The 23,134-nt window shown below is 32.9% G+C and carries 18 protein-coding genes; 5 read left to right on the top strand and 13 right to left on the bottom strand.

From position 1 onward, the window contains the following. Positions 1-18 precede the first annotated feature (18 nt). Positions 19-3,009 carry an amidohydrolase family protein gene (locus tag BUC23_RS05650; RefSeq protein WP_073206832.1) on the bottom strand — a complete coding sequence of 997 codons (2,991 nt, stop codon included), beginning with the start codon at positions 3,007-3,009 and terminating at the stop codon, positions 19-21. Between the two features lie 233 nt (positions 3,010-3,242). Here BUC23_RS05650 and BUC23_RS05645 point away from each other — a divergent pair, with 233 nt between their 5' ends. Both BUC23_RS05645 and BUC23_RS05640 read left to right on the top strand, forming a co-directional pair. Beyond that, the gene (locus BUC23_RS05645) at positions 3,243-4,778 is read left to right on the top strand and encodes a YifB family Mg chelatase-like AAA ATPase (RefSeq protein WP_073206757.1); all 1,536 of its coding nucleotides are present in this window, start codon (positions 3,243-3,245) and stop codon (positions 4,776-4,778) included. Between the two features lie 128 nt (positions 4,779-4,906). Then, the gene (locus BUC23_RS05640) at positions 4,907-5,605 is read left to right on the top strand and encodes a pseudouridine synthase (protein ID WP_073206754.1); all 699 of its coding nucleotides are present in this window, start codon (positions 4,907-4,909) and stop codon (positions 5,603-5,605) included. A gap of 168 nt (positions 5,606-5,773) precedes the next feature. On the opposite strand, the gene BUC23_RS05635 is transcribed toward BUC23_RS05640, so the two are convergent. Then, positions 5,774-6,352 carry a hypothetical protein gene (locus tag BUC23_RS05635; protein ID WP_073206751.1) on the bottom strand — a complete coding sequence of 193 codons (579 nt, stop codon included), beginning with the start codon at positions 6,350-6,352 and terminating at the stop codon, positions 5,774-5,776. A 178-nt stretch (positions 6,353-6,530) separates the two neighbouring features. Between BUC23_RS05635 and BUC23_RS05630 the strand changes: the two genes are divergently transcribed. Further along, positions 6,531-7,352 (top strand): winged helix-turn-helix domain-containing protein, encoded by an 822-nt coding sequence (locus BUC23_RS05630; RefSeq protein WP_244153774.1) that lies wholly within the window; start codon positions 6,531-6,533, stop codon positions 7,350-7,352. A 379-nt stretch (positions 7,353-7,731) separates the two neighbouring features. Here the strand turns inward: BUC23_RS05630 and BUC23_RS05625 are convergent, their stop codons facing one another. The 11 genes from BUC23_RS05625 to panB form a co-directional block, all read right to left on the bottom strand. Then, complete coding sequence (locus tag BUC23_RS05625; protein ID WP_073206745.1) at positions 7,732-8,235, bottom strand: DUF3859 domain-containing protein; 504 nt, start codon at positions 8,233-8,235, stop codon at positions 7,732-7,734. 184 nt (positions 8,236-8,419) lie between these two features. Continuing rightward, the gene (locus BUC23_RS05615; RefSeq protein WP_073206740.1) at positions 8,420-9,244 is read right to left on the bottom strand and encodes a hypothetical protein; all 825 of its coding nucleotides are present in this window, start codon (positions 9,242-9,244) and stop codon (positions 8,420-8,422) included. 328 nt (positions 9,245-9,572) lie between these two features. After that, positions 9,573-10,862, bottom strand: a complete 1,290-nt coding sequence (locus BUC23_RS05610; protein WP_073206737.1) for a DEAD/DEAH box helicase — start codon at positions 10,860-10,862, stop codon at positions 9,573-9,575. A gap of 167 nt (positions 10,863-11,029) precedes the next feature. After that, a complete protein-coding gene (gene ypfJ, locus BUC23_RS05605) occupies positions 11,030-11,890 on the bottom strand; it encodes a KPN_02809 family neutral zinc metallopeptidase (protein WP_073206734.1) in 861 nt (286 codons plus the stop codon). A 102-nt stretch (positions 11,891-11,992) separates the two neighbouring features. After that, positions 11,993-15,871 carry a PAS domain S-box protein gene (locus BUC23_RS05600; protein ID WP_167365559.1) on the bottom strand — a complete coding sequence of 1,293 codons (3,879 nt, stop codon included), beginning with the start codon at positions 15,869-15,871 and terminating at the stop codon, positions 11,993-11,995. 315 nt (positions 15,872-16,186) lie between these two features. Further along, entirely contained in the window at positions 16,187-16,957 is a 771-nt protein-coding gene (locus BUC23_RS05595; RefSeq protein WP_244153773.1) for a DUF2189 domain-containing protein, read from the bottom strand. A gap of 34 nt (positions 16,958-16,991) precedes the next feature. Further along, positions 16,992-17,729 (bottom strand): nitroreductase family protein, encoded by a 738-nt coding sequence (locus BUC23_RS05590; RefSeq protein ID WP_073206725.1) that lies wholly within the window; start codon positions 17,727-17,729, stop codon positions 16,992-16,994. After that, positions 17,720-19,048, bottom strand: coding sequence for an aldehyde dehydrogenase (locus tag BUC23_RS05585; RefSeq protein WP_073206722.1), 1,329 nt, complete (start codon positions 19,046-19,048; stop codon positions 17,720-17,722). The genes BUC23_RS05590 and BUC23_RS05585 overlap by 10 nt, the downstream gene beginning before the upstream one ends. Positions 19,049-19,122: 74 nt before the next feature. Next, positions 19,123-19,812 (bottom strand): RluA family pseudouridine synthase, encoded by a 690-nt coding sequence (locus BUC23_RS05580; RefSeq protein ID WP_073206719.1) that lies wholly within the window; start codon positions 19,810-19,812, stop codon positions 19,123-19,125. A gap of 69 nt (positions 19,813-19,881) precedes the next feature. Then, positions 19,882-20,232, bottom strand: a complete 351-nt coding sequence (locus BUC23_RS05575) for a four helix bundle protein (protein WP_073206716.1) — start codon at positions 20,230-20,232, stop codon at positions 19,882-19,884. Between the two features lie 61 nt (positions 20,233-20,293). Continuing rightward, entirely contained in the window at positions 20,294-21,112 is an 819-nt protein-coding gene (panB, locus tag BUC23_RS05570) for a 3-methyl-2-oxobutanoate hydroxymethyltransferase (RefSeq protein ID WP_073206714.1), read from the bottom strand. A 202-nt stretch (positions 21,113-21,314) separates the two neighbouring features. Here panB and BUC23_RS05565 point away from each other — a divergent pair, with 202 nt between their 5' ends. After that, the gene (locus BUC23_RS05565; protein ID WP_244153772.1) at positions 21,315-22,427 is read left to right on the top strand and encodes a sensor histidine kinase; all 1,113 of its coding nucleotides are present in this window, start codon (positions 21,315-21,317) and stop codon (positions 22,425-22,427) included. Next, positions 22,420-23,106, top strand: a complete 687-nt coding sequence (locus tag BUC23_RS05560) for a response regulator (protein ID WP_073206711.1) — start codon at positions 22,420-22,422, stop codon at positions 23,104-23,106. The genes BUC23_RS05565 and BUC23_RS05560 overlap by 8 nt, the downstream gene beginning before the upstream one ends. Positions 23,107-23,134: the final 28 nt, after the last annotated feature.

Raw genomic sequence — 23,134 nt, 5'->3', positions numbered from 1 at the left:
ATCTTCGATTTCAGTTTTTTATTGTTCTAAAGTATCACATTGGTATTCTTTCTTATCTGCTTTCTTAGGTTCCTGAGTAATCATCCCTTTATTTTTTTCTTGCAATAATTGGCCTATTAACTCATTTCTTTCTTTGGCAATAGCTACTCTTTGTTCTTCATCCTTTTGAATATCATAATATACTACACCTTCAATTATTGTTTTTTCGGCTTTGGCATAAATAGACAATGGATTATTGTTCCAAAGTACAACATCGGCATCTTTTCCAATTTTTATACTTCCTACTTTATCATCAATATGTAGCAGTTTTGCAGGATTTAATGTTACGAATTTCCATGCTTCTTCTTCTGAAATATTTCCGTATTTTACAGCTTTAGCAGCTTCTTGATTTAATCTTCTTGACATTTCAGCATCATCAGAATTATATGCTACTAAAACTCCTGCGTCATGAAGAATTGGTCCATTATACGGAATTGCGTCATTTACTTCAAACTTATAAGCCCACCAATCAGCAAAAGTAGAAGCGCCAACTCCGTGTTCTTTCATTTTATCTGCGACTTTATAACCCTCAAGAATATGGGTAAAAGTATTGATTCTAAAATTGAATTTCTCGGCTACATTCATCATCATTAAAATCTCCGATTGCACATAAGAGTGACAAGTAATAAAGCGTTCTTTATTCAATATTTCGGCTAAAGTTTGCAACTCCAAGTCAACTCTTGGCGCTTTAGATTTTCCTTTACTTGCTTTATAATTTTTCCAAGTAGTATCGTATTCTTTTGCACGTTGGAAATAATCCGTAAAAACTTGTTCAACACCCATTCTTGATTGTGGAAAACGTGTTGGATTTACAATACCCCAATTGGCTTGTTTTACATTTTCTCCCAAAGCAAATTTGATAAATTTAGGTTGGTCTTTGTACAGCATTTCCTCCGCTGATAATCCCCATTTCCATTTTACAATTGCCGAGCGTCCTCCAATTGGATTCGCAGAACCATGCAATAATTGAGAAGTCGTAACTCCACCGGCTAAATCTCTGTAAATATTAACATCTTCTGAATTGACAACATCCTGAATTGTTACTTCAGCACTGGAATTTTGTCCGCCTTCATTAACTCCATTTGAAATAGCGATATGCGAGTGTTCATCTATGATTCCGCTTGTTAAATGTTTTCCCTTTGCATCGATAATTGTAGCTGATGCATCAGAAATGTTTTTTCCTATTGATGCAATTTTGCCGTTTTTGACCAACACATCTGTTTCTTCTAAAATTCCTTCTTTTTCATTTGTCCAAATAGTAGCGTTTTTAAACAATAAAGTTTGTGGCGTTAGTTTTTTTGAATTACCATAAGCCACATTTGGGAATGTAGTAGCAACAACCATATTGTTTTTTTCCAATTTTAAAGAGTCAATTGGTTTTATAAAAGAAGCAGTTCTTACTGCAGACCATTTCACCTCATTTCCATTGAATAAAATTGCTTTTCCTGAAAGTAATTGGATGTCATCGATATATCCAATTAACCTAGAGAAAGTCGTTTTTGTTGAATCCATCGATTTCATTACAGTTGAAACCCAATTATTTGAAACCGAAAGTTTTGAACTAACTTTTTTGGAATCAAGCGTTGTAATTATCGATTTTGGAGCAGTGATCTCACCACTAATTTTCCATTTGTATTGTTGATTAGCTACAGTCAAGTCATAATCACCGCGAATATCTTTAATCGTTATATCGTTGACAACATATTTGTTGCCTTGAACCCAATTTTCATAGATTGTTGTTTTCTCATCAAAAATAGCACCTGAAGTTATTACAAAATTCGCGTAGCTTCCTGTTTTTAAACTTCCTATTTCGTTACTTTTTCCTAAAATCGAAGCAGGAATTGTGGTCAATGCTTCTAATGCTTTGGTTTTATCGAAACCATATTTTATAGCTTTTAACAGATTGGTTCTGAAATCTTCCACTTTTTTTAATTTGTCAGTAGTCAAAGCGAACACAATACCATTATCTGACAAAACTTTAAGGTTTGTAGGCGCTTGGTTCCAAAAACGCAAATCTTTCAATTCCATTTGATTGGCTTGGTTCGGGTCGGAAACATCATACGCTTCGGGAAAATTAATTGGGATAATTAGTTTTGAATTCGTTTTTTTAATTTCTTCTATTCTTTCGAATTCATTTCCACTACCTTTCAAAACGTAATTCAAGCCAAATTCCTTAGCTATTTTTGAAGCACGTAAACTATTTAATTTATCACCCGCATCAAATATTTGAATTAGATTTTCATTTTTAGACAAAGCTTCCAATGATAAATCTTTGGTTGTTGAATTTCCATTTTTATACCAATCTAAATCTAAATACATTTGGCGTAACAAGGCCATCATTCCCATCAATGAGCTAGGGTAGGATTGATTGGTTAATGCGCTTCTAGTAAATGCAAAATGATTGGTCACTTTCTCAGATAGTAATCGCGTACTTTTATCAAAGTTGTTTAAAGCTATTAATGTTCCTGTGCCACGAGCAATTCCATCTTGTACATGTGTACCAACGACTCCAAATCCAGCTTTCAATAATTCTTCGGCTTTGGTTTGATCATAGTTAAAGCTCTCATAAGCATTAACTTCTGTGCGGATATTTTCATTCCAATAATGGCCTTCCTTTTTAGAATCATACAAAGGATTTCTTCCTGAACCAGCATTGTTTTTTGGTTTTTCAATTCCAAAACTAGTGTAGATATCAATAAAGGATGGGTAAATTGACTTACCATCGAGATTAATTGTGGTGCAATTTTTAGGGATTATACTGTTATTGCCGACACTGATTACTTTACCATTTTGAACTAGTAAAGTCCCGTTTTCAATAATTTGCGTGGGTGTCACATAAATTTTGGCGTTAGTAAAAGCGGTAAAATTGTTGTTCGTATTTTTAACGCCTTCATTATTTGGGAAATATTCTTGGGCATAAATTTTGGGAATTAAAGTACTTAAAAAGAACAGAATTAAGATTTTTTTCATGATTTGGTTTTGTAAATAATCTTTAAAAATATAAAAACGGTTAAGTAAAACATTACATATAATTGATTTTAACATTTGTTTACTTTCTAAATGGATGCAATTCCGTTTATAGGTTTACTTTTTAATTCTTTTTATGAATATTTAAATGGTTTTTGGGTGTTTTGTTAAATGATGTTTAATTATTTTTATTTATTAGAAATGTTTTTACTAATTTTCATACAAAATTAACAAACATGCTAGTTAAAGTTTTCGGAAGTGCCGTTTTTGGAGTGGAAGCCACTACTATTACCGTAGAGGTAAATATTGATAAAGGGATTGGGTATCATTTAGTTGGCTTGCCAGATAATGCGATTAAAGAAAGCAGTTATAGAATTGCTGCTGCTTTGAAGAATAATGGGTACGCGATGCCCGGAAAAAAAATCACCATTAATATGGCGCCGGCCGATTTACGTAAAGAAGGATCCGCCTATGATTTGACCTTGACTATTGGAATCCTCGTTGCCTCCGGACAAATTAAAGCGGATGAAATTGACAAATACATCATCATGGGAGAACTTTCACTGGATGGTGGTTTACAGCCGATACGTGGTGCTTTGCCAATTGCCATAAAAGCAAAAGAAGAAGGATTTAAAGGTTTTTTTCTTCCAAAACAAAATGTGAAAGAAGCCGCAATTGTGGCCGGATTAGACGTGTATGGAGTAGAAAATGTTCAGGAAGTGATTGATTTTCTTGAAGGAAAAGGAACGCTGGAACCAACAACTATTGACACGAGAGCCGAATTTTATAAAACATTAGACTTTCCTGAATTCGATTTCTCAGATGTCAAAGGACAAGAAAGTATCAAGCGTTGTATGGAAATTGCCGCAGCTGGAGGACATAATATTATACTGATCGGTCCGCCAGGAGCCGGAAAAACGATGTTAGCCAAGCGGTTGCCCAGTATTTTACCACCCATGACGTTGCGGGAAGCATTAGAAACTACTAAAATTCATAGTGTTGCAGGCAAACTAAAGGAAGTAGGATTGATGAATCAAAGACCGTTTCGCAGTCCGCACCATACAATTTCCAACGTAGCACTTGTTGGAGGAGGAAGTTATCCGCAACCAGGCGAAATTTCTATGGCGCATAACGGTGTTTTATTTCTGGATGAATTGCCGGAATTCAAACGCGATGTGTTGGAAGTGATGCGTCAACCACTGGAAGATCGAGAAGTGACGATTTCTAGAGCCAAGTTTACGGTTACTTATCCATCCTCGTTTATGCTGGTGGCGAGTATGAATCCGAGTCCGAGTGGTTTCTTCAACGATCCGGATTCGCCACAAACGTCTTCGCCGCACGAAATGCAACGGTATTTGAGTAAAATCTCAGGCCCTTTACTAGATAGAATTGATATTCATATAGAAGTGACACCCGTTCCTTTCGACAAATTATCCGAAGATCAAAAAGCCGAAAGCAGTGTTGATATTCGGAAAAGAGTGACTGCGGCGAGAGAAATTCAAACAGAACGCTTTGAGCAAATGGAGAATATCCATTACAATGCCCAAATGAACACCAAGCACATTCGGGAATATTGCGCTTTGGACGATGTTTCCAAGCAATTATTGAAAACCGCAATGGAACGATTGAATCTTTCGGCGCGGGCCTATGACAGGATTTTGAAAGTAGCAAGAACAATTGCTGATCTTGATGCCGCCCCAATAGTGGTTTCGAGCCATATTGCTGAAGCCATTCAATATAGAAGTTTGGATCGTGATGGTTGGCTGGGCTAAAATAGATTTTAGATGTTTAACAGCTGCAAAATTGAGAATACGCTCGCGCTAGAGGGGAAAAAAGAAAAGTATAGAAATAATTAAGTCAAAAAAGAGATTTCGAGAGAAATCTCTTTTATTTTTGCCAAATGTTAGAAATTCTGTACCAAGACGAATATATTATTGCAATTAATAAACCAAGTGGATTGTTGGTCCACAAATCATTTTATGCGCGCGATGCAAAAGTGTTTGCTATTCAAGAATTGAGAAATCAAATACGAGGGCAACACGTTTATCCTATTCATCGATTAGATCGCAAAACATCTGGTGTCTTGTTATTTGCGTTGGACAAGGAAGTTTTAAAAATTATGAATGATCGATTTGCCACACGCGAAGTCGAAAAAAAGTACTTAGCCATTTTACGTGGTTGGTCACCCGAAGAACTGACGATTGATTATGATTTAACCAATGATGATGGCATTATACAAAATGCAATAACCTACTTTCAGCGATTGCAAACTACCGAAATTGAGTTAGAATTTAATAATAAACCAACGTCACGATATTGTTTGGTAGAAGCGATTCCTGAAACGGGACGTATGCATCAATTACGAAAACATTTCAAACATATTTTTCATCCGATTTTAGGAAGTCGGCCACATGGTTGTAACAAACAAAATAAATTATGGTTGGAGCATTTTGAACTGAAAGGAATGATGCTTCATGCACATCAGTTAATTTTTAATCATCCCATAACAAATGAACCACATATCTTGAATGCAAAGATTAATGAAGAGTTTAGCAGAGTAGGTACTATTCTTAATCTGGATTTAAATCAGTATGAATAGCATACTAGTTTGTAAAGTAATGCTTTAAATTATTTTTGTATTTTGAAAAAACAGTTTTCAGTGTAAAGAGGAACAGATTTCAGATTTTTCATTAGTGATTTTGATTGCAAATGTTAATCACAACGTTCCACAAAGTCGAAGACTTTGCAGAGCGGGGAGCCCTAATCCTCAACAACCGTTATTTTTGCTAAAGTCACGTTTAAAAAGTATCTTATTATTTCGCGCAATATAGTCGCCCGATATAATCAAATATGGATGATTAGGCGAATACCCTGCGCTGCGGCTTCTTACAATTATTTTGTCGTTAACTTTCAGGCTATTTAACTGCTGAAAATCTTTACGAATAAATTGCATCATGTATTCTTCGCCATTAATCTTGACTATAAGCCATTTTGGTCCTGATGATTTCGCATTTGCACGCTGAAAGGTAAGTGACGTTACCACTGCCTCCATATTGGTGAAAGCCTTTATGTTCTTCTTTATTTTATCATAACTGGCATGCACTTTTTTACCTTCAGGAGAAACCTCCCATTCTTTGTACTTTATACCGTCAGGTGAAGCTTCCCATTTTTTTCGTTTATCCAAGTTGGCTTTCCTGTCAGCAACGGACAACTGCTTTTGAGATGTCTTAGTTTCATTTTTAATTTCACGATTAGCACCCGAGCCGTAGGCAAACGAAGCGAAGTTAAATACTAGTCCGATTACCACAACCAGCGGTAAGATCAGCACGTAGATGATTTTTTTCATTTTATCATATCTTTTAAATTGATTTTACGAAATTACATTGATATTTTTCGATTTGATAGATTAGGATTGTAAATAAAAATGTAAACTTTGTAAATAAATACTTTACACAATGCATCTTAGTCGAAATTTCCTTTCTGGAAGACGTAAATATCTGTTTGGGTTATTGGCACTCCTATTTATGACTACAATCTTTATGGCTTTCAGTAAGGATGATAGTGACGATTTTGATATTGCCAGAAGGGAAGTTTTACTCCGCAGAATCGGACACGAAATACTCTTACAGTCCGGCGACAGTACATCAAGAGTTCTTCCCGTAAAAAAGATAGCTGAAAATGAATATCAAATCAGTTTTGAGAATGACCTTACTTTTCAAACCGACTCTCTGGTGAATACTACTCAGCGTTTGTTAGCCAAAGATCCATTTGCAAATGATTATGTTGTTAACGTACTTAACTGTGGCAACTCCAGTGTAGCTTATGGATATGCAATATCCAAAAATATAAAAGATGATATTGTAGCGTGTATAGGAAGAAGGCAACCCGTCGCCTGTTATATGATTAACATTAAATTTAAACCGAATAGCATAACTACAGCAACGAATAAATATTTTTTGGGTGGCTTGTCACTTTTAGCATTTGTTGGCTTTGTTTTTTTGAGGTCGGTTAAGCCAAAGAGCGACTTACCAAAAGATGACCATAACCAGCTATTCACTTTTGGTTCGGTCGTATTTGATGCGCAAAAACGGCAACTGCTTATAAATAAAGAAACCATAGATCTGACCGGAACAGAAACGCGTTTGCTGCTCATTTTCGCATTATCTCCTAACGAGACTATAGAGAGAAGCCGATTGCAAAAAGAGCTATGGGAAGATGAAGGTGTTATTGTTGGACGTAGTCTGGATATGTTCATTTCAAAACTTAGAAAAAAACTAGAACTTGATCCGAATAGTAACATTGTTGTAATACGAAACAAAGGATACAAGCTTGAAGTTAGTTCTTAAGCAAATCTTTGCGCTCCTAACTGTGATTTTAACCGATTTTATTTTTCAAATGTTTGAATTTTAAGGTCAGTCGGAGACTGAAAAACACATACTCAAAGTCGGAGACTTTGCGTAGCCGATGGATGAAAGTCAGAGATTTTATTGCGTTTTATTTTTAATAACAAATTCTAAAATTACGCAAAGTCAGAGACATTTGCGCAGCATTAACGAGAAATTTATTTTTTATAAGAACACTTTGCGGAGCTGGGGGGTATTACAAATTTATAGTGATTTACTTTTGTTAATGTTCACGAACGGTAAGCTGCGCTAGCAATGGTAATTCCAATAAAGCCCCAATCGCAGCAAACCGCTGTTAGCGGATTTTTTTTATTTAAAAATGTTAGTATAAAATAAATTTTTTGCTACACACACGTTTGTCGTCAATGTAAATATTCATTTTCCAATCACCTTTAACCAACTCATACGTTTCGTCTAAACTATAAGATGATGCTGATGGTATATTCGTTGGTCTTTTTGTTGTGTATTTAATACTTTTAAAGGTTTCACCTTTTTCATTTATTATTTTTGCAGGATAAATCCACTCAATAACAACATCAATATCTACAGTATCCTTTGCTTTTACAATATAAATTACTCCAAAATTTGCTTTTTGTAAAGCTTGAATTGAATCAGTTTTGTTAATGATTTCAAAATCTTCTAACCAACCATGACCACCTGTTGGGGATTGGCTTAGTTTTTCATTTATACCTTTTTTAACTTTTGCTAAACCATAATCAAGTTCTTTAAATTCCATTACTCCATTTGTTTTAGAATTGATAGTTGTTTGCGAAAATGTTGTTTGGAAAATGAGTAATCCCAATAATGTTACAGTAATAATTTTCATAAAAATAAATTTAAATATTAATAATAGTAGTTGTGATTACGATTTTAAAATATACGCTAACGTTCTAGTACTGCAGCGGGTTTGGGACCAAATTAAGCCCTATTTTCGGATTTGCCAAATCACCCCAAATACAAAAACATTACCCTTTAAGCCAATTGCCCAAATCCGTAGCTGTTGGCAGTAGTTATTTATTAATTGAACGACCTCTGTAAAGAATTAATAATTTATTTAATAATTTCATATTGGTATTATAGTCATCTATTTGTAGATATTCTTTACCGTTGGGATAATCATATACTAAATAATAATGTGTATTTTTTCCAAAACCATCACGAATTACTTCTTCGTTTTTGATGCTTTCCCAATTATAAAATTTTGTATTTACTGTTTCGATACCTTTTTCGTTCAAAATAATTTGTGGAGTTGTATTAAAAGCTTCTCTAAATTCTTTATAACTTAAATAAACTCCCAATACTAAAATTAATATTCCAAAAATTATATTTTTTGAATCAGACGATAAATATAATCCAATAACAATACAGCTAATACCCAATGACATTTGGAAAATATTTTTAATTTTTGAATAATAAATAATGGTTTGTTTTGAAATTGAAGGGTCGTTTTGAAAAATATCTGCTTTGTCAAATTTTGATTTAAGTAATTCCCATTCATCTTGGTCTTTCTGATTTTTAATTTCAAACTTTTCATAAATACTATTATCAGGACCTATTAACCTTTCTTGAACTGCTCTTTTTTTTAATTCGTGTACATTTCTAACATTTTTAAAAGCCCAAATACGCCATTTAGTTATTGTTACACTCCAATAAAAACAAGCTAAGAAAAAAGGAAGAATATAAGTAATAGGAATAATTATCCAACCAGTAACTATATTTTGAGATTGAAGAATTATTCCAATAATAATGGAGGTAAACAAAATTGTTTTTGCAGGATAATCAATTAACCATTTGCCTTTTTTGATTGCATTCTCAACTGTTATATTTCCGTCCATTTTTTTGTTTTATAATTGCTGCCAACTTGTATACGTATGTAAAAATCATACAAAGCCACCCAATTAACGGTAGATAGGTATTGTGACAGTCATACTATTTATCCCAAATATATTGTTTTTTTTCTTACAAATCATCTAGCTATTATAGATTCAAGGGATGAATTTGCAAAATGGTATTATGAAAGTAAAAACGCTCTAAATAGCCCCGATAGAAGTGAAAAACCTAGTAAGAGCTGGTTTTCAGCTCTTACTAGGTTTGTAATGTATAGCGGGAAGTACGTTCTAAAAAAACGAAAATATTCTGCTCCTAAAAAATAATAAAAATTAATTATCTATTAGAACGTCTGTCATTATTTTGACTCGGGCGTCTTGGACCAAAACTATTGTTTGTGCTTCGGTTTGTAGTGTCTGTTTTTGGTTTTCGCGGAGTTGAATCGCGTTGTTGTCTTCCTTGCCCTTGTTTGATTGGTTCTTTGGAAGCGTTAGGATCAGGTTCGAAACCTCTGATGTTTTCTTTAGGCAAATTCAAACCCACTAATTTTTCGATATCACGTAAAAATACCGTTTCATCCGGACTGAATAGCGAAATAGCTTCACCATTGGCACCAGCTCTTCCTGTACGACCAATTCGGTGAACGTAATCTTCGGGAATATTAGGCAATTCAAAATTGACAACATGCGGTAATAACGGGATGTCCAGACCTCGTGCGGCAATATCAGTTGCTACTAAAGCGGTTAGGCTTCCGTCTTTGAAACCCGCTAAGGCTTTGGTTCGTGCACCCTGCCCTTTATTTCCGTGAATGGCAGCTGCTTTGATTCCGGCACTAATCATGCTTTCCGTCAATTTATTTGCACCTTGTTTGGTACGTGTAAAAACCAAAATTTGTTTCCAGTTCCCTTCCGTAATCAATTTAATGATTAGTTCTGTTTTTTTCTCTTTGGCAACAGGATATATTATTTGAGTAATAGCATCGACGGTGGTGTTTTCCGGTGTAGCTTCTACATGAACGGGATGGTGCAAAATGCCCATCGCCAATTTCTTGATGTCTTTTGAAAAGGTTGCCGAAAACATCAAGTTCTGCCTTTTTGTAGGTAATACTTTTATAATGCGCTCAATGTCTCGTACGAAACCCATGTCCAACATACGGTCTGCTTCATCTAAAACCAAGATTTCCACTTTGGCAAGTGATATCAAACCTTGGTTTTGCAAATCGATTAATCGACCTGGAGTGGCCACTAAAATATCTACTCCCTGACGCAGTTGAGTCACTTGTGGATTTTGGTTTACGCCACCAAAAATTACGGTACTTTTTAGGTCTAAAAATTCACTGTATTCTTTGATATTGGCCAATATTTGTGCTGCTAATTCTCTTGTTGGAGTCAGTATTAAGGCACGAATAGGTCTTTGTCGCAATTGTTGACCTTGTGATAATATTTGTAAAATAGGTAATGTGAAACCGGCTGTTTTTCCTGTTCCTGTTTGTGCAGATGCTAAAACATCTTTGCCTTCTAAAATTGGGGGAATTGCTTTTTGTTGTATTGGAGATGGGGTTGTATACCCTTTTTTGCTGATGGCTTTAAGTAAAGCATCAGATAAGCCTAATGAGTTAAATGACATAAATGGTGTTTATGAAGTAAACACAATTATTTAGTTTACTTCTTTAAGTGGGCGCAAAGGTACAGTTAATTTTCCGATGTGCTTTTGATTGCCTCGATTTGTTTAAATATAGGCACAAAAAAAATCGGGACTATATCCCGATTTTTAAATTCTGATTGATTTGAAATTTATCTTATTTCTGCAAAAGTATCGCCTTGATTTATGTCACCGGATTTATACCCTTTCATAAACCACGCTTTACGTTGCGCCGAAGTTCCGTGCGTAAAGGATTCCGGAACAATATGCCCTTGAATTTTGGCTTGAATCGCATCATCACCAACCGCGTGTGCCGCACTTAAAGCTTCATCAATATCGCCTTCTTCCAAGAAATTGTTCATTTTTTGGTTGTAATGTGTCCATACACCAGCATAAAAATCAGCTTGCAATTCTAAAGCTACAGATAATTTATTGGCTTCGGCTTCACTTTTACCTTCTTGCATCTGTCTCATTTTAGCGGAAGTACCTAATAAAGTTTGTACATGATGTCCTATCTCATGGGCAATTACATACGCTGTTGCAAAATCACCTCCCTGAGCACCAAATCTTGTTTTTAGCTCTTCAAAGAATGCTAAGTCCATATATACTTTTTGATCGCTGGGGCAATAAAAAGGTCCCGATGCAGATGTGGCATTACCGCACCCAGTTTCTATACCATCTGTAAATAATACTAAATTGGGTCTTTTATATTGCATATTGTTTTCCTGAAATATTTTTCCCCAAACATCCTCCGTATCTACTAATATTGCTTCTATAAATTTACCTTCCTCAATTTCTGTAGCTGTTAAAGCTCTTTGTTCGGTAGGAGCACTTTGTCCTTGATTCATTTGCTCTAATATTGGCGTAAGCATCTGGGCATTTTCTCCGCCAAAAACATTCAACAACAAAATAATAATACCAATAATTCCTCCTCCAACAATTGTTTTTCCTCCAGAGGACATTCCTCTTCGGTCTTCAAAATTTTCACTTGAACGTCTGCCACTCCATTTCATAATATAATGTTTTTAAGTAATTTGTATTTTGTAAATAAGTACTAATTTATATTGTTTTTTTTAAAGTTGATTCAATTTTCACAATAAATTAATCTTTATAAGTTATTTAATCCATTTCAAAATAGCTTCCTCAATAACACCTTTTATTATAGGTTTTGCGATATAGTCATTCATTCCAACGGATATACACTTGTCTTTTTCCTCTTTTTCAGTACCGGCAGTTATCGCAATTATGGGAACATTTTGACCAGATTCTAGATTTCGTATTTTTTTTGCAGCTTCATATCCATTTAATACTGGCATTTGAATATCCATAAAAATAATATCTGGATTTATAATTTCAAATTGATCGACAGCTACTTTTCCATTTGGGATTTCAAAAATAGTCGCATTTGAAAATAAGTTCTTAATAATTGTTCTAAGTAATAACATGTTGACTTTATTATCTTCAACAAGCATTATTTTAATTTTTTGATTGTTTTTAATAGTACTCTCACTAGTAGTATCAGGAATAGTAATTTGATTATCGTTCTCAGATATCAGATTACTGATTTCTAAATCTAAATAAAAATAAAAGGCACTACCAAACCCAACTGTGCTTTCTAATTGTAATTGACTGTTCATTAAGCCTAATAATTGGTTAGAGATAGTAAGGCCTAATCCAGTTCCGCCAAATTTTCGGGTTGTTGAGTTATCTTCTTGAGAAAAGGCTTTAAATATTTTCTTCTTGTTCTCTTCTAGTATGCCAATGCCGGTATCAACAACTGAAAACAGTATTTTATCTCTAGAATCCCCTGTTTTTTCAGCTACTGAAACATTTAATTTAATAGATCCTTTTTCCGTAAATTTCACAGCATTTGACAACAGGTTGATTAAGATTTGTTTTACACGTACGCTGTCTATCCAAAAATATTTAGGCACATCTGATGCAATATTTAGCTCTAATGTTAATTTTTTTTGATTTGATTCATATAATATTAAGTCGATAATTTGACTCAAAATTTCCTTCACATCATGTTTTTCGACATATAAATCCAATTTTCCTGCTTCGATTTTAGAAAAATCAAGAATATCATTTATAATATCTAACAGTGATTTAGCAGATTGGTTTATTGTAGTCATGTATTTTTCTTGGGTTTTACCAAGATTTGTCTTCATTAATAAATCTGTAAAACCAATTATTCCATTTAATGGAGTTCTGATTTCGTGACTCATATTTGCAAGAAATTCTGATTTTGCTTTATTAGAGGCTTCCGCTAATTCCTTGGCTTTAATAAATGATTCGGTTTGTTTTGTTTCGGTAATATCAATAAAAATACCTTCGATAAAAGCAATTTTTCCTTCTTTGTAAATCACGTCTCCAAATTCTTCTACCCAGATAACAGTAGTATTTTTGTGTACAATTCTATAGGTTAAATGTATCTGCTTGCCATTCTCTATAGCGTTTTGCTGTTCAAGAATAGTTCGTTCTTTATCTTCGGGATAAATTAAATCTATAAATGACATTTTATTATTGAGAAAATCTGATTTTGGATAACCCGTTAATTTTTCAATTTCGTCGTTGATATAAATTTTAGTTAAGTTCGTATCGTATTTTGATAAATAAACGGTTCCGGGAATATTGTTAGCAAGTAGTCTAAATTTTTCTTCACTTTCATAAATTGCTATTTCATTAGTGATTCGTTCTATTGATGAAGCAATATTTCGGGATAAAGTTTGTAAAATATTCACTTCATCTTCATTCCATTGTCGGTCATTGTAAGTATCGTCAAAACCTAAAAATCCGTGAAATTTATTTTTTACAAAAATGGGAAAAAGGATAAGAGAAGTCACATCCACTTCCTGCAATTTGTTTTTTAAAGATTCATTTTCGATTTTTGGAACCGTTGCTTCGTAAATTTTATTATTCAAAAGTGGGGTCAATAATTCCTCAAAAAAAGAGTAAGGCAAATTTTGTAGCTTTATATTATTGTCGGTTAATTTGATATTATGAATAATCCATCTGTATTTTTGACTGATAGATTCCGTTTCTGAATCATTTTCATAATAATAAGCCCTGTGCGATTTAGTCGCATTTCCCATTATAACAAGAACATCAGAGAAAATATCATTGATATCATTACTGTTTAGTAATTTTTCAGTACATAAAGTCAGTGCAGATAGTAGTTCACTTTTGTATTCTAATTTTTTTTCAGCTTCATTTCTCATATTTGAAACGATAGAAAGGGAAATAAAATCCGAGATTGCTCTTGCGAAATTGATATCTTCAAGATCCCAGTTTCTCTGCTTTGTAGAAGTCTCGAAACTTAGCGTGCCAACTAATTCTCCATTTGTTAGGATGGGAATATCTAACAAAGATTTAATGTCTTTTTCTAAAAATGTGGTTTGTGTAAATTCAGAAACCTCCAGATTATTAAATACATCAGGAGCACTAATTTGTTTCTTGCTTTTTATGGATTCAAAGTAAATAGGAAACTTCTCTCTGTCCAAAATATTTCCAACACTGTATGTGTGTGTGTCTAGATGATATAAAATTTTACAACTAATTTTATCTTCGGTGTATGTCCAATAACTAACCCAAGTACAATTAGTAGCTTTTGCTGCCGCTTCGATTATTAGTTTTAAACTATCCTCTAAACTTTGAAAATCATTAAAATTAGTGGTGGATAAGCTCTTGATTGTCCGGTTATATTCATGATTTTTTTTCTCTCTAATTTTATTTTCAGTTTCAATATCCTTAAATTTACTGATATCTCTTGCAATACCGGAGTAACCTACAATTTGGTTAAAATCATTTCTACGAATAATAACTTTTTGGGAGATCCATAGTATTTCTCCAGTTTTCTTAACTAAAGGAATTTCAATAGTAGGGAAATTATTTTCATTGTCTTCCAGTCTTTCGTAAAACTGCATCATTTGTTGGATGAAGTCTTCTCGTATAAATTCAGAATAATTTCGCGTTAGAATTTCATTCTCTTCATACCCTAAAATTTTAATGGTAAAATCATTAATAAAGGTGAAATTACCCTCTTCATTCACTTCATATATAATATCGGTAGCAGATTGAATTAAGTTTTTATATTGATTCTGAATATGAATTTCGTTAGTTACGTCTTGACCTATTCCAATAATTAAATCATTAGAAAATTTTTTGTCTTTCCATTGAATGTATTTGTATTCTCCATTTTTAGATTTTAACTTTCTAATAAATAATTGATCGTCACTAAAATTCAAATGATAGTTTTCGCCAACAAATCCTGTGTCTTCAGTTAGCTTCCAATATCCTAATCCCATTACTTCAGGAATTGTATAACCTAAAATTGGAGTGATTGTTTCACTACAAAATACAATTTCTCCTTTTTTATTTGTGGCAAGAATTAGTGAATTTCCTTTATTTATAATTTGATCATTAAAACGAAATTTATCTTTTATATTTAAAGCAGAGATAAATCTGATGTAGTTTAAAATAAAAGTCAATAAAGTATAATTAAATAATATAACTATAGTCTTTAATGGTACAAGTGAAAATGTCAACACTGTAAAAAGGAAAATTAGAACAAACCCAACATAATACCAATACAATTTTGTGGGTTTTAGAATGCTGTAGGAAAAGAAAAAAGTAACCACAAAAGCTACCATCGGAATAATATCGGCGTGTGTGAAAATTAGGTTTTTACAAATTAAACCAAAATAGAGCAGAAATATAGTTATGAAAATATTTTTAATATTTCTAAAGATAAAAACTGACTTTATACTTGTAAAATAGAGTATTACTAATCCTAAACCAATCCCCACATTTACCAGCAGTAAGCTTTTAGGTCTTACCCTAAAAATTTCTAAATTTATTTCTAATATAGGTAGTATTATTCCTAAAAACAAAAGATAGATTTGGTACTCCTTATTTCTTAAATTTTCTTTGTAATTTTTCTCTATCGACTTGCTGTATAGTAATGTTTTAATTTTTGAAAAGTTATAAGTCAACAAAAAAATCATTAAAATGATAATAGGAATTATTATCCAGTAATTTAGATGGTTATTAATCAGTGATTTAATTAGTAAAAAATGATTTGTAATTATAAAATTATAAAACCAGCTAAAAAAAAACAGATTAAGTTTCGTTAATAATAATGAGCTATAGTGCAATACCATAGGGATATCTATATTAGGTTAAAAAGAATAGATTTATGATCTTATCTTAATTTTGGGGTAATATATAATTTTTTTTAATAAAAAACACAACCTAAAAAAGATCAGATTGTGTTTTTGATAAAAAGCGTATTTGAAATTTTTAGTTATTTATTCTAATTCATTTTTTGAATCTATTCCTATGATTGAAGTGTAAATTGCATAATACATCGAATACATAAAAGGTACAGTAAAAAATATACCAATACAGCATCCAATAAATCCGACCAGTGAAGCTATGTAGCTTACAATTATTAATCCTAAAAGTACAAATGGTTGTTTTGAAACAATTATTATACTGGATTTTATGGCATCAATAGCTTTTAAATTACCAAAAATAATAAGAGGAACAGTTAGGAATGTAAAAAATAAAATTACTGCGTTAAAAATTGCACCAATTATTTCAAACCCGCCTATCTTAAATATTTCAGACAAAGCTGTGGTGGAAATTGTAATTAGTAGTGAAGAAATGACTAACTCTTGAAAATACGGATTTTTATAGTATTCGAAAACGGTAGAAACGTGAAATTCCTCATCTTTTTCACCACAATGGGCCATTTTAATTAATCCAGCAAAGAAAGGACTTAAAAGACAAGTTAGAATTATTGAAACCGCTATATAAATTGCCATATAAACTCCTGTGAAATTTTCTTCTGTTAAATTTGTTAGCATTTTTTCGTTTAGTGCGGAAACTCCAAAAGTAAAGATTAGTATTCCGCCAACTAGAAATCCAAATAATATTGCGAACACAAAAATCATCAGGCCGGCATACAAGGCAATTTTTTTATAATTTTCAAACGCGTGATTAAAGACATTTCCAAAATCTATTTGATAACCGTTAGTTTTTATTTCTTCTATTTTTTCTTTAGTAGTTTTCATCATTTAATTTAGGGTTTAAGTTTGTTATTTTAAGGGTTTATATTTTGTGATAGATTTCTTCAAAAGGAATTCGGAAACGTTCTCCATATATTCCTTGCTCGTCTCTGAGTCCGCATCCAATGATCATATTAATTTCAGCAGCAGAAGGTATATCTAGTATTTTTTTAATTCTAATAGAATCAAAACCTTCCATTGGGCACGTATCATAATTTATGGCTGCCATACTAATCATGAAATTTTGTGCGGCAAGTCCGGCACTTTTGTGAGCTACAATACGGATATCACTTTGTCTAGCCTGTCTATAAATGGGTTTGAATAATCCGATGATGTAAAAAGCAAGAAATTTTATGCCTCCCAATATCCCTAAAAAATCAGTATAAATTGTAGGTATTATTTTCTTATAGTAGTTTAGCGCAAATTTTTCTCTAGTTGAATAGTCAGCTTCGGGTTTATTACCAAACTGGGATTTTAAAAAAGATATGTTGGCATGCATCCTTTTTCGCCATAAATCTTTTCGGGCTACAACAACTACTATTTGTTGAGCAGTTTTAGCCCCGTTTTGGTCAAAACTGGCAAGGGCAATTTTTTTAATAATATCAGCAGAAACAATGTGATAAAATTCCCAAAGTTGCATATTACTGCTTGTTGCTGCAAGTGTGGCTAAATGTATGCAATCATTTACTTTTTGTTCATCAATAGGTTCATTTTTAAAAACCCGAACCGATCGCCTATATTTTATAGCTTCACTTACCGATTTTTCATTGGTTACAGCCATTTTAATAATTTTTGAATTGATTTCAACTTGTCTTTATAAGGCGCATAACGCATGGGCAAATCTAGCCAATTTGCTTTTTTTACAATTGCTTTTTTATGAGAAAAAGTATCAAAACTTAAACGCCCGTGGTATGCACCAATTCCGCTATGGCCAACACCGCCAAAAGGGAGTCTTTTATTAGAAAAATGTACAACGGTATCATTGATGCAACCGCCACCAAAAGAATACTGTTTAATTATTTTTTGTGCAAACTTCTTGTCTTCGGTAAAGACATATAATGATAATGGTTTTTCGTATTTCGAAATCACAATATTTATTTCGGCATCATTTTCATAAGAAAGAATAGGGAGTAATGGACCAAAAATTTCGTCTTTCATAATTAAAGTATCCACACTGGACTCATCAATAAGAGTAGGAGAGATGTAACGATCTTCAATATCAGTCTGACCTCCAAATATCACTTTTTTATCATCAATCATATTTGCTAAACGAAGCCAGTTTTTTGTGTTTACAATTCTGGCATAATCTGGGGATGATTTTGGATTTTCGCCATAGGCTTTCGTGATTTCTAATTTTAGGAAATCTACGAAATGACTTTTCATATCTTTTTGAATCAAGATATAATCTGGTGCAATGCACGTTTGGCCTGCATTTATAAATTTCCCCCAAAGAATTCTTTTTGCAGCCAGCTTTAAATTGGCAGTATTATCAATGATACAAGGGTTTTTACCTCCCAGTTCAAGTGTTACGGGAGTTAGATTTTCGGCTGCGGCTTTTGCCACGATTTTCCCCACAGGAACACTTCCCGTAAAAAAGATATAATCCCAGCGTTGCGATAGCAGATTTTGAGAGACTTCTAGGCCGCCTTCGATAACTTCTACATGATTAACCGGAAATGTTTTTCCGATTATTTTTGTGATTATTTCTGATGTTTTTGGTGTAAGTTCAGAAGGTTTTAAAACCACTTGATTTCCGGCAGCTACAGCTGAAATTAGAGGGCAAAGCGCTAATTGAAAAGGATAGTTCCAAGGAGCAATAATCAATACTTTGCCATAAGGCTCTTTATAAATATAATCCGTCGAGGGAAAATTAAGTATTGACGGGAAAACCCTTTTTGGCTTTGCCCATTTGCTCAAATTTTTTATGGTATCTTTTAATTCAGAAATAACATAATTGGTTTCTGTAAGAACCGCTTCAAAAGCAGGTTTCCTGAAATCAGAATATAAAGCTTCAATAATTTCATTTTCATGAGTGATAATGACATTCAGTAACTTTGTTAAAGCTTCTTTTCTAGATGCTATGTTCGTTTTGTAATTCATTGGACACACAATTTATTTAGCGCTATGCAAGTTAATTTTTATAATTTACATAATGAATCATTCTTACAAAAAAATCATAACGCATCCCAAATTGAATCAGAAGGAGTAGGGGCAATAATAATTATAGGTTCTTTGGTGACGGGATGTATAAAAACTAATTTTCGGGCATGTAAGTGTATTCCTCCATCAGGATTACTTCTGTCAAAACCATATTTTAAGTCTCCTTTTATAGGTGAACGAATGGCAGAAAGTTGTGCCCTGATTTGATGGTGTCTTCCGGTATGAAGATTGATTTCCAGAGCAAAATAGTTGTTTAATTCCTTGAATATTTTATAGTCCAAGCTAGCTAGTTTGCTATCAGGAACTTCTTTGATATGCGCTTTTGAAGTGTTGTTTTTTTCGTTTCTTTTTATGAAATGGATAAGTCTGTCTTCACTTTTTTCGGGTTTATTTTTCACAATTGCCCAATATGTTTTTTGCGTTTCGCGGTTGCTGAACAATTCATTCATTCTGGTCAAAGCTTTGCTTGTTCTGGCAAAAACGACAATGCCAGTAGTTGGTCTGTCTAAACGATGTACAACACCCAGAAAAACTTCTCCGGGTTTGTTGTACTTCTCTTTTATATATTCCTTTACCACCTCACTCAAAGGTTTGTCGCCAGTTTTATCGCCTTGTACAATATCACCTACACGCTTATTGACGACAATAAGATGGTTGTCTTCGTGAAGAATTTGGAGATTATTTTTGTTCGAAATTATTTTCATTCAGATTTTTAGATTGTTGGATTTTTTAGATTTTTAGAGATCTTAGATTAAAAGATTTTCCTAATAATTCTATTTTAATTTGGAACGAAATTTCGAAGTCATTTTTAGAATTCTATCACTATTAAAACACAGTTCATCAAGTTTTATTTGTTCTATATAACCTAAATCTAAAGCGATTAATAACTGTGTTTCAATTTCATAAATTGAACCAATTGCTATTTCAAGAAATCTAGAAAAATCTTTATTACTGCTTCTTGAACAATCTTCTGCAATATTAGACGGAATAGAAACTGAAGCACGGCGAAGTTGGTTTGTTAGTCCAAATTTTTCTGAATCGGGGAAATTTCCTGTAACAATATAAATATCAGAACAAAATTTTCTACTTAGTCTCCAAATTTCTAAATCCTTAAATCTATGCATTTCTATTTTTTTAATCTAACAATCTAAAAATCTAAAAGTCTAATAATCTAAGATGTCTAATTTAATATTGTTCATTCACATTTGGAAAATCGCTTGATTTCACATCAGCAACATATTGGCCAATAGCGGTAGTCATTCCTTCATATAAATTCATATATCTTCTCAAAAAACGAGGGCTAAATTCATTGTTCATTCCTAACATGTCATGGATTACAAGAACCTGACCGTCAACACCGCCACCTGCTCCAATTCCTATAACGGGGATCGAAATGCTTTGAGCAACTTGTTCTGCTAAATGAGCAGGAATTTTTTCCAAAACTAACGCAAAACAGCCAAGTCTTTCAAGCAAAATAGCGTCTTCTATTAATTTATGTGCTTCTTCTTCTTCTTTGGCACGAACGGTATACGTTCCAAATTTATAAATAGATTGTGGAGTTAAACCCAAATGTCCCATAACAGGAATCCCGGCGTTTAATATTTTCTTTATTGAATCTTTAATTTCTTTTCCTCCCTCTAGTTTTACGGCATGTCCACCGCTTTCTTTCATAATTCTGATGGCTGAACGTAAGGCTTCTTTTGGATCTGATTGGTAACTTCCAAAAGGTAAATCAACAACAACCAATGCTCTTTCTATAGCTCTTACCACAGATGAAGCGTGATAAATCATTTGGTCTAGAGTAATTGGCAAAGTAGTTTCATGACCCGCCATAACATTCGATGCAGAATCACCAACAAGAATAACATCGATTCCAGCAGTATCAACAATTTTAGCCATGGTATAATCATAAGCGGTCAGCATGGAAATTTTCTCTCCATTAGCTTTCATTTCAATTAATGACTTTGTTGTAATTCTTTTGTAATCTTTTTTTGCTACAGACATTGTGGTTTACTATTTTAAGTATTAAAAATACGATTTGAGCCTGTAAAAGTAATGAAATTGAATTATTAAGAGAGTTAGATTCCTTATTTTTTAGAGAATCAACAAAAGAAATCTTTATAAAATCTTTATATGATGTTCGGATATATTATAAAATACTTACAACATATCATTTAACTTTGTCTTGTCAATAAAAAGCATTCATGTGAAAAGTATTTTGAGCCAAATAAAAAGAGAAAATCAATACCTAATATGTGTATTGTCTGTAAGTATAGTTGCTTCACTTTGTTTGTTCACCAGAGATTATTTGGATTACAAAATAGTAGGTTATTTATTGCTTGTTGTGGTTTCTTTACTTGCTATATTTTTAGATATTTTGCCCGTTTTATTGAGTGCTATTTTAAGTGCTTTAATTATGAATTTCTTCTTTTTGAAACCGTATTACACTTTTCATATTAGTAATGCAGAAGATTCCTTGTTATTATTTTTGTTTTTTCTAATTGCACTCATTAATGGCGTTTTGACCCACAAAATTAGAAAAGCTGAAAAAATATTGCAAATAAAAGAAGTCAGGGTAAATACAATGAAGCTATACAATGCCTTATTGGATTCCTTATCGCATGAATTGCGCACACCTATTTCTACGATTATGGGCTCAATAGACACCATTCAAAGTAAAACATTAACCATTTCTGAAGAGAATAAATTAAAATTATATTCAGAAATCGAAAAGGCTTCTTTGCGATTGAATCATCAAGTAGAGAATTTATTGAATATGTCCAGATTAGAATCAGGAGTAATACAACCAAAAATAGATTGGTGTGATTTGAAGGAATTAGTTTATAATGTTTTGGATAGTTTGAAAGATGATTTACAGTTTCATAAAATCGCAGTTATTGCCGATGAAAACTTACCTCTTTTCAAGTTGGATTATGGTTTAACGGAACAAATTATTTACAATTTGGTTTTTAATGCATCGCAATACACCCCGAAAGGAGCTAAAATTGAAATTAAAATTGAATACAATGCCAATATCGATTTTGAATATAATCCAGATAAACTGATGCCATGTGTTATCAGTATTTCAGATGATGGAAATGGTTTTCCTGAAGCAGAAATAGATAAAGTCTTTGATAAGTTTTACAGATTGCAAAATTCAAAAACGGGAGGAACCGGATTGGGTTTATCCATTGTAAAAGGTTTTGTTGAAGCCCAAAACGGTAAAATTACCCTAGAAAACAAAGAGGAAGGCGGATCAATTTTTAAGATCTATTTCCCAGCATTAGTAATGAATACAGCACCCATTTCAAATGAATAATTCAGCCGAAATATTAATCATAGATGATGAAATCCAAATTAGGAAACTACTGGAAATCGCCTTGGATTCAAATGGATATAAAACTACTTTCGCTGTAAATGCAAAGGAAGGGATAGCGCTTGCAGCAAATCATCAGCCGGATTTAATCATCTTGGATTTGGGTTTGCCGGACGAAGACGGACAGATAGTTTTAAAAAGATTAAGAGAATGGTATAAAAAGCCAATCCTAATTTTAACTGTAAAAAATACGGAAGAAGAAATTGTAAAAGCACTAGATAGCGGTGCCAACGATTATTTGGCAAAACCGTTCAGAACCCAAGAATTATTGGCTAGAATTCGCACCGCTTTAAGGAATTTAAACCAAGATAAAAATGAGCCAATAATCGATTTTGGTGAAATTTCAATTGATTTTACTTCGAGAATTGTTAAGCTAAAAAATGAAATCTTAAAATTAACAACGACTGAATATAATTTGCTTTCCATTTTGGTTAAAAATGAAGGTCGTGTACTCACACATCAGTATTTGCTAAAACAAGTTTGGGGAAACACTTATTCCGATCAAACACAATATTTACGTGTTTTTGTGGCGCAACTTCGAAAAAAAATTGAAGAGGATCCAAACCGTCCTAAATTTATAATTACAGAATCAGGCGTTGGCTATCGCTTTAATACCAGCTAAATTCGCAATGCTTTGAGTAATTAGCTTT

The sequence above is a fragment of the Flavobacterium xinjiangense genome, from assembly GCF_900142885.1.
Lineage (GTDB): Bacteria > Bacteroidota > Bacteroidia > Flavobacteriales > Flavobacteriaceae > Flavobacterium > Flavobacterium xinjiangense.
Note: the sequence above shows the minus strand (reverse complement) of the source record. Positions and strands in the feature narration are given on the sequence as shown.

Excerpts from the sequence above, each read along its gene's own strand:
- BUC23_RS05650 (WP_073206832.1), bottom strand. The coding sequence starts at position 3,009 with ATGAAAAAAATCTTAATTCTGTTCTTTTTAAGTACTTTAATTCCCAAA.
- BUC23_RS05645 (WP_073206757.1), top strand. The coding sequence starts at position 3,243 with ATGCTAGTTAAAGTTTTCGGAAGTGCCGTTTTTGGAGTGGAAGCCACT.
- BUC23_RS05640 (WP_073206754.1), top strand. The coding sequence starts at position 4,907 with ATGTTAGAAATTCTGTACCAAGACGAATATATTATTGCAATTAATAAA.
- BUC23_RS05635 (WP_073206751.1), bottom strand. The coding sequence starts at position 6,352 with ATGAAAAAAATCATCTACGTGCTGATCTTACCGCTGGTTGTGGTAATC.
- BUC23_RS05630 (WP_244153774.1), top strand. The coding sequence starts at position 6,531 with ATGACTACAATCTTTATGGCTTTCAGTAAGGATGATAGTGACGATTTT.
- BUC23_RS05625 (WP_073206745.1), bottom strand. The coding sequence starts at position 8,235 with ATGAAAATTATTACTGTAACATTATTGGGATTACTCATTTTCCAAACA.
- BUC23_RS05615 (WP_073206740.1), bottom strand. The coding sequence starts at position 9,244 with ATGGACGGAAATATAACAGTTGAGAATGCAATCAAAAAAGGCAAATGG.
- BUC23_RS05610 (WP_073206737.1), bottom strand. The coding sequence starts at position 10,862 with ATGTCATTTAACTCATTAGGCTTATCTGATGCTTTACTTAAAGCCATC.
- ypfJ (WP_073206734.1), bottom strand. The coding sequence starts at position 11,890 with ATGAAATGGAGTGGCAGACGTTCAAGTGAAAATTTTGAAGACCGAAGA.
- BUC23_RS05595 (WP_244153773.1), bottom strand. The coding sequence starts at position 16,957 with ATGATGAAAACTACTAAAGAAAAAATAGAAGAAATAAAAACTAACGGT.
- BUC23_RS05590 (WP_073206725.1), bottom strand. The coding sequence starts at position 17,729 with ATGGCTGTAACCAATGAAAAATCGGTAAGTGAAGCTATAAAATATAGG.
- BUC23_RS05585 (WP_073206722.1), bottom strand. The coding sequence starts at position 19,048 with ATGAATTACAAAACGAACATAGCATCTAGAAAAGAAGCTTTAACAAAG.
- BUC23_RS05580 (WP_073206719.1), bottom strand. The coding sequence starts at position 19,812 with ATGAAAATAATTTCGAACAAAAATAATCTCCAAATTCTTCACGAAGAC.
- BUC23_RS05575 (WP_073206716.1), bottom strand. The coding sequence starts at position 20,232 with ATGCATAGATTTAAGGATTTAGAAATTTGGAGACTAAGTAGAAAATTT.
- panB (WP_073206714.1), bottom strand. The coding sequence starts at position 21,112 with ATGTCTGTAGCAAAAAAAGATTACAAAAGAATTACAACAAAGTCATTA.
- BUC23_RS05560 (WP_073206711.1), top strand. The coding sequence starts at position 22,420 with ATGAATAATTCAGCCGAAATATTAATCATAGATGATGAAATCCAAATT.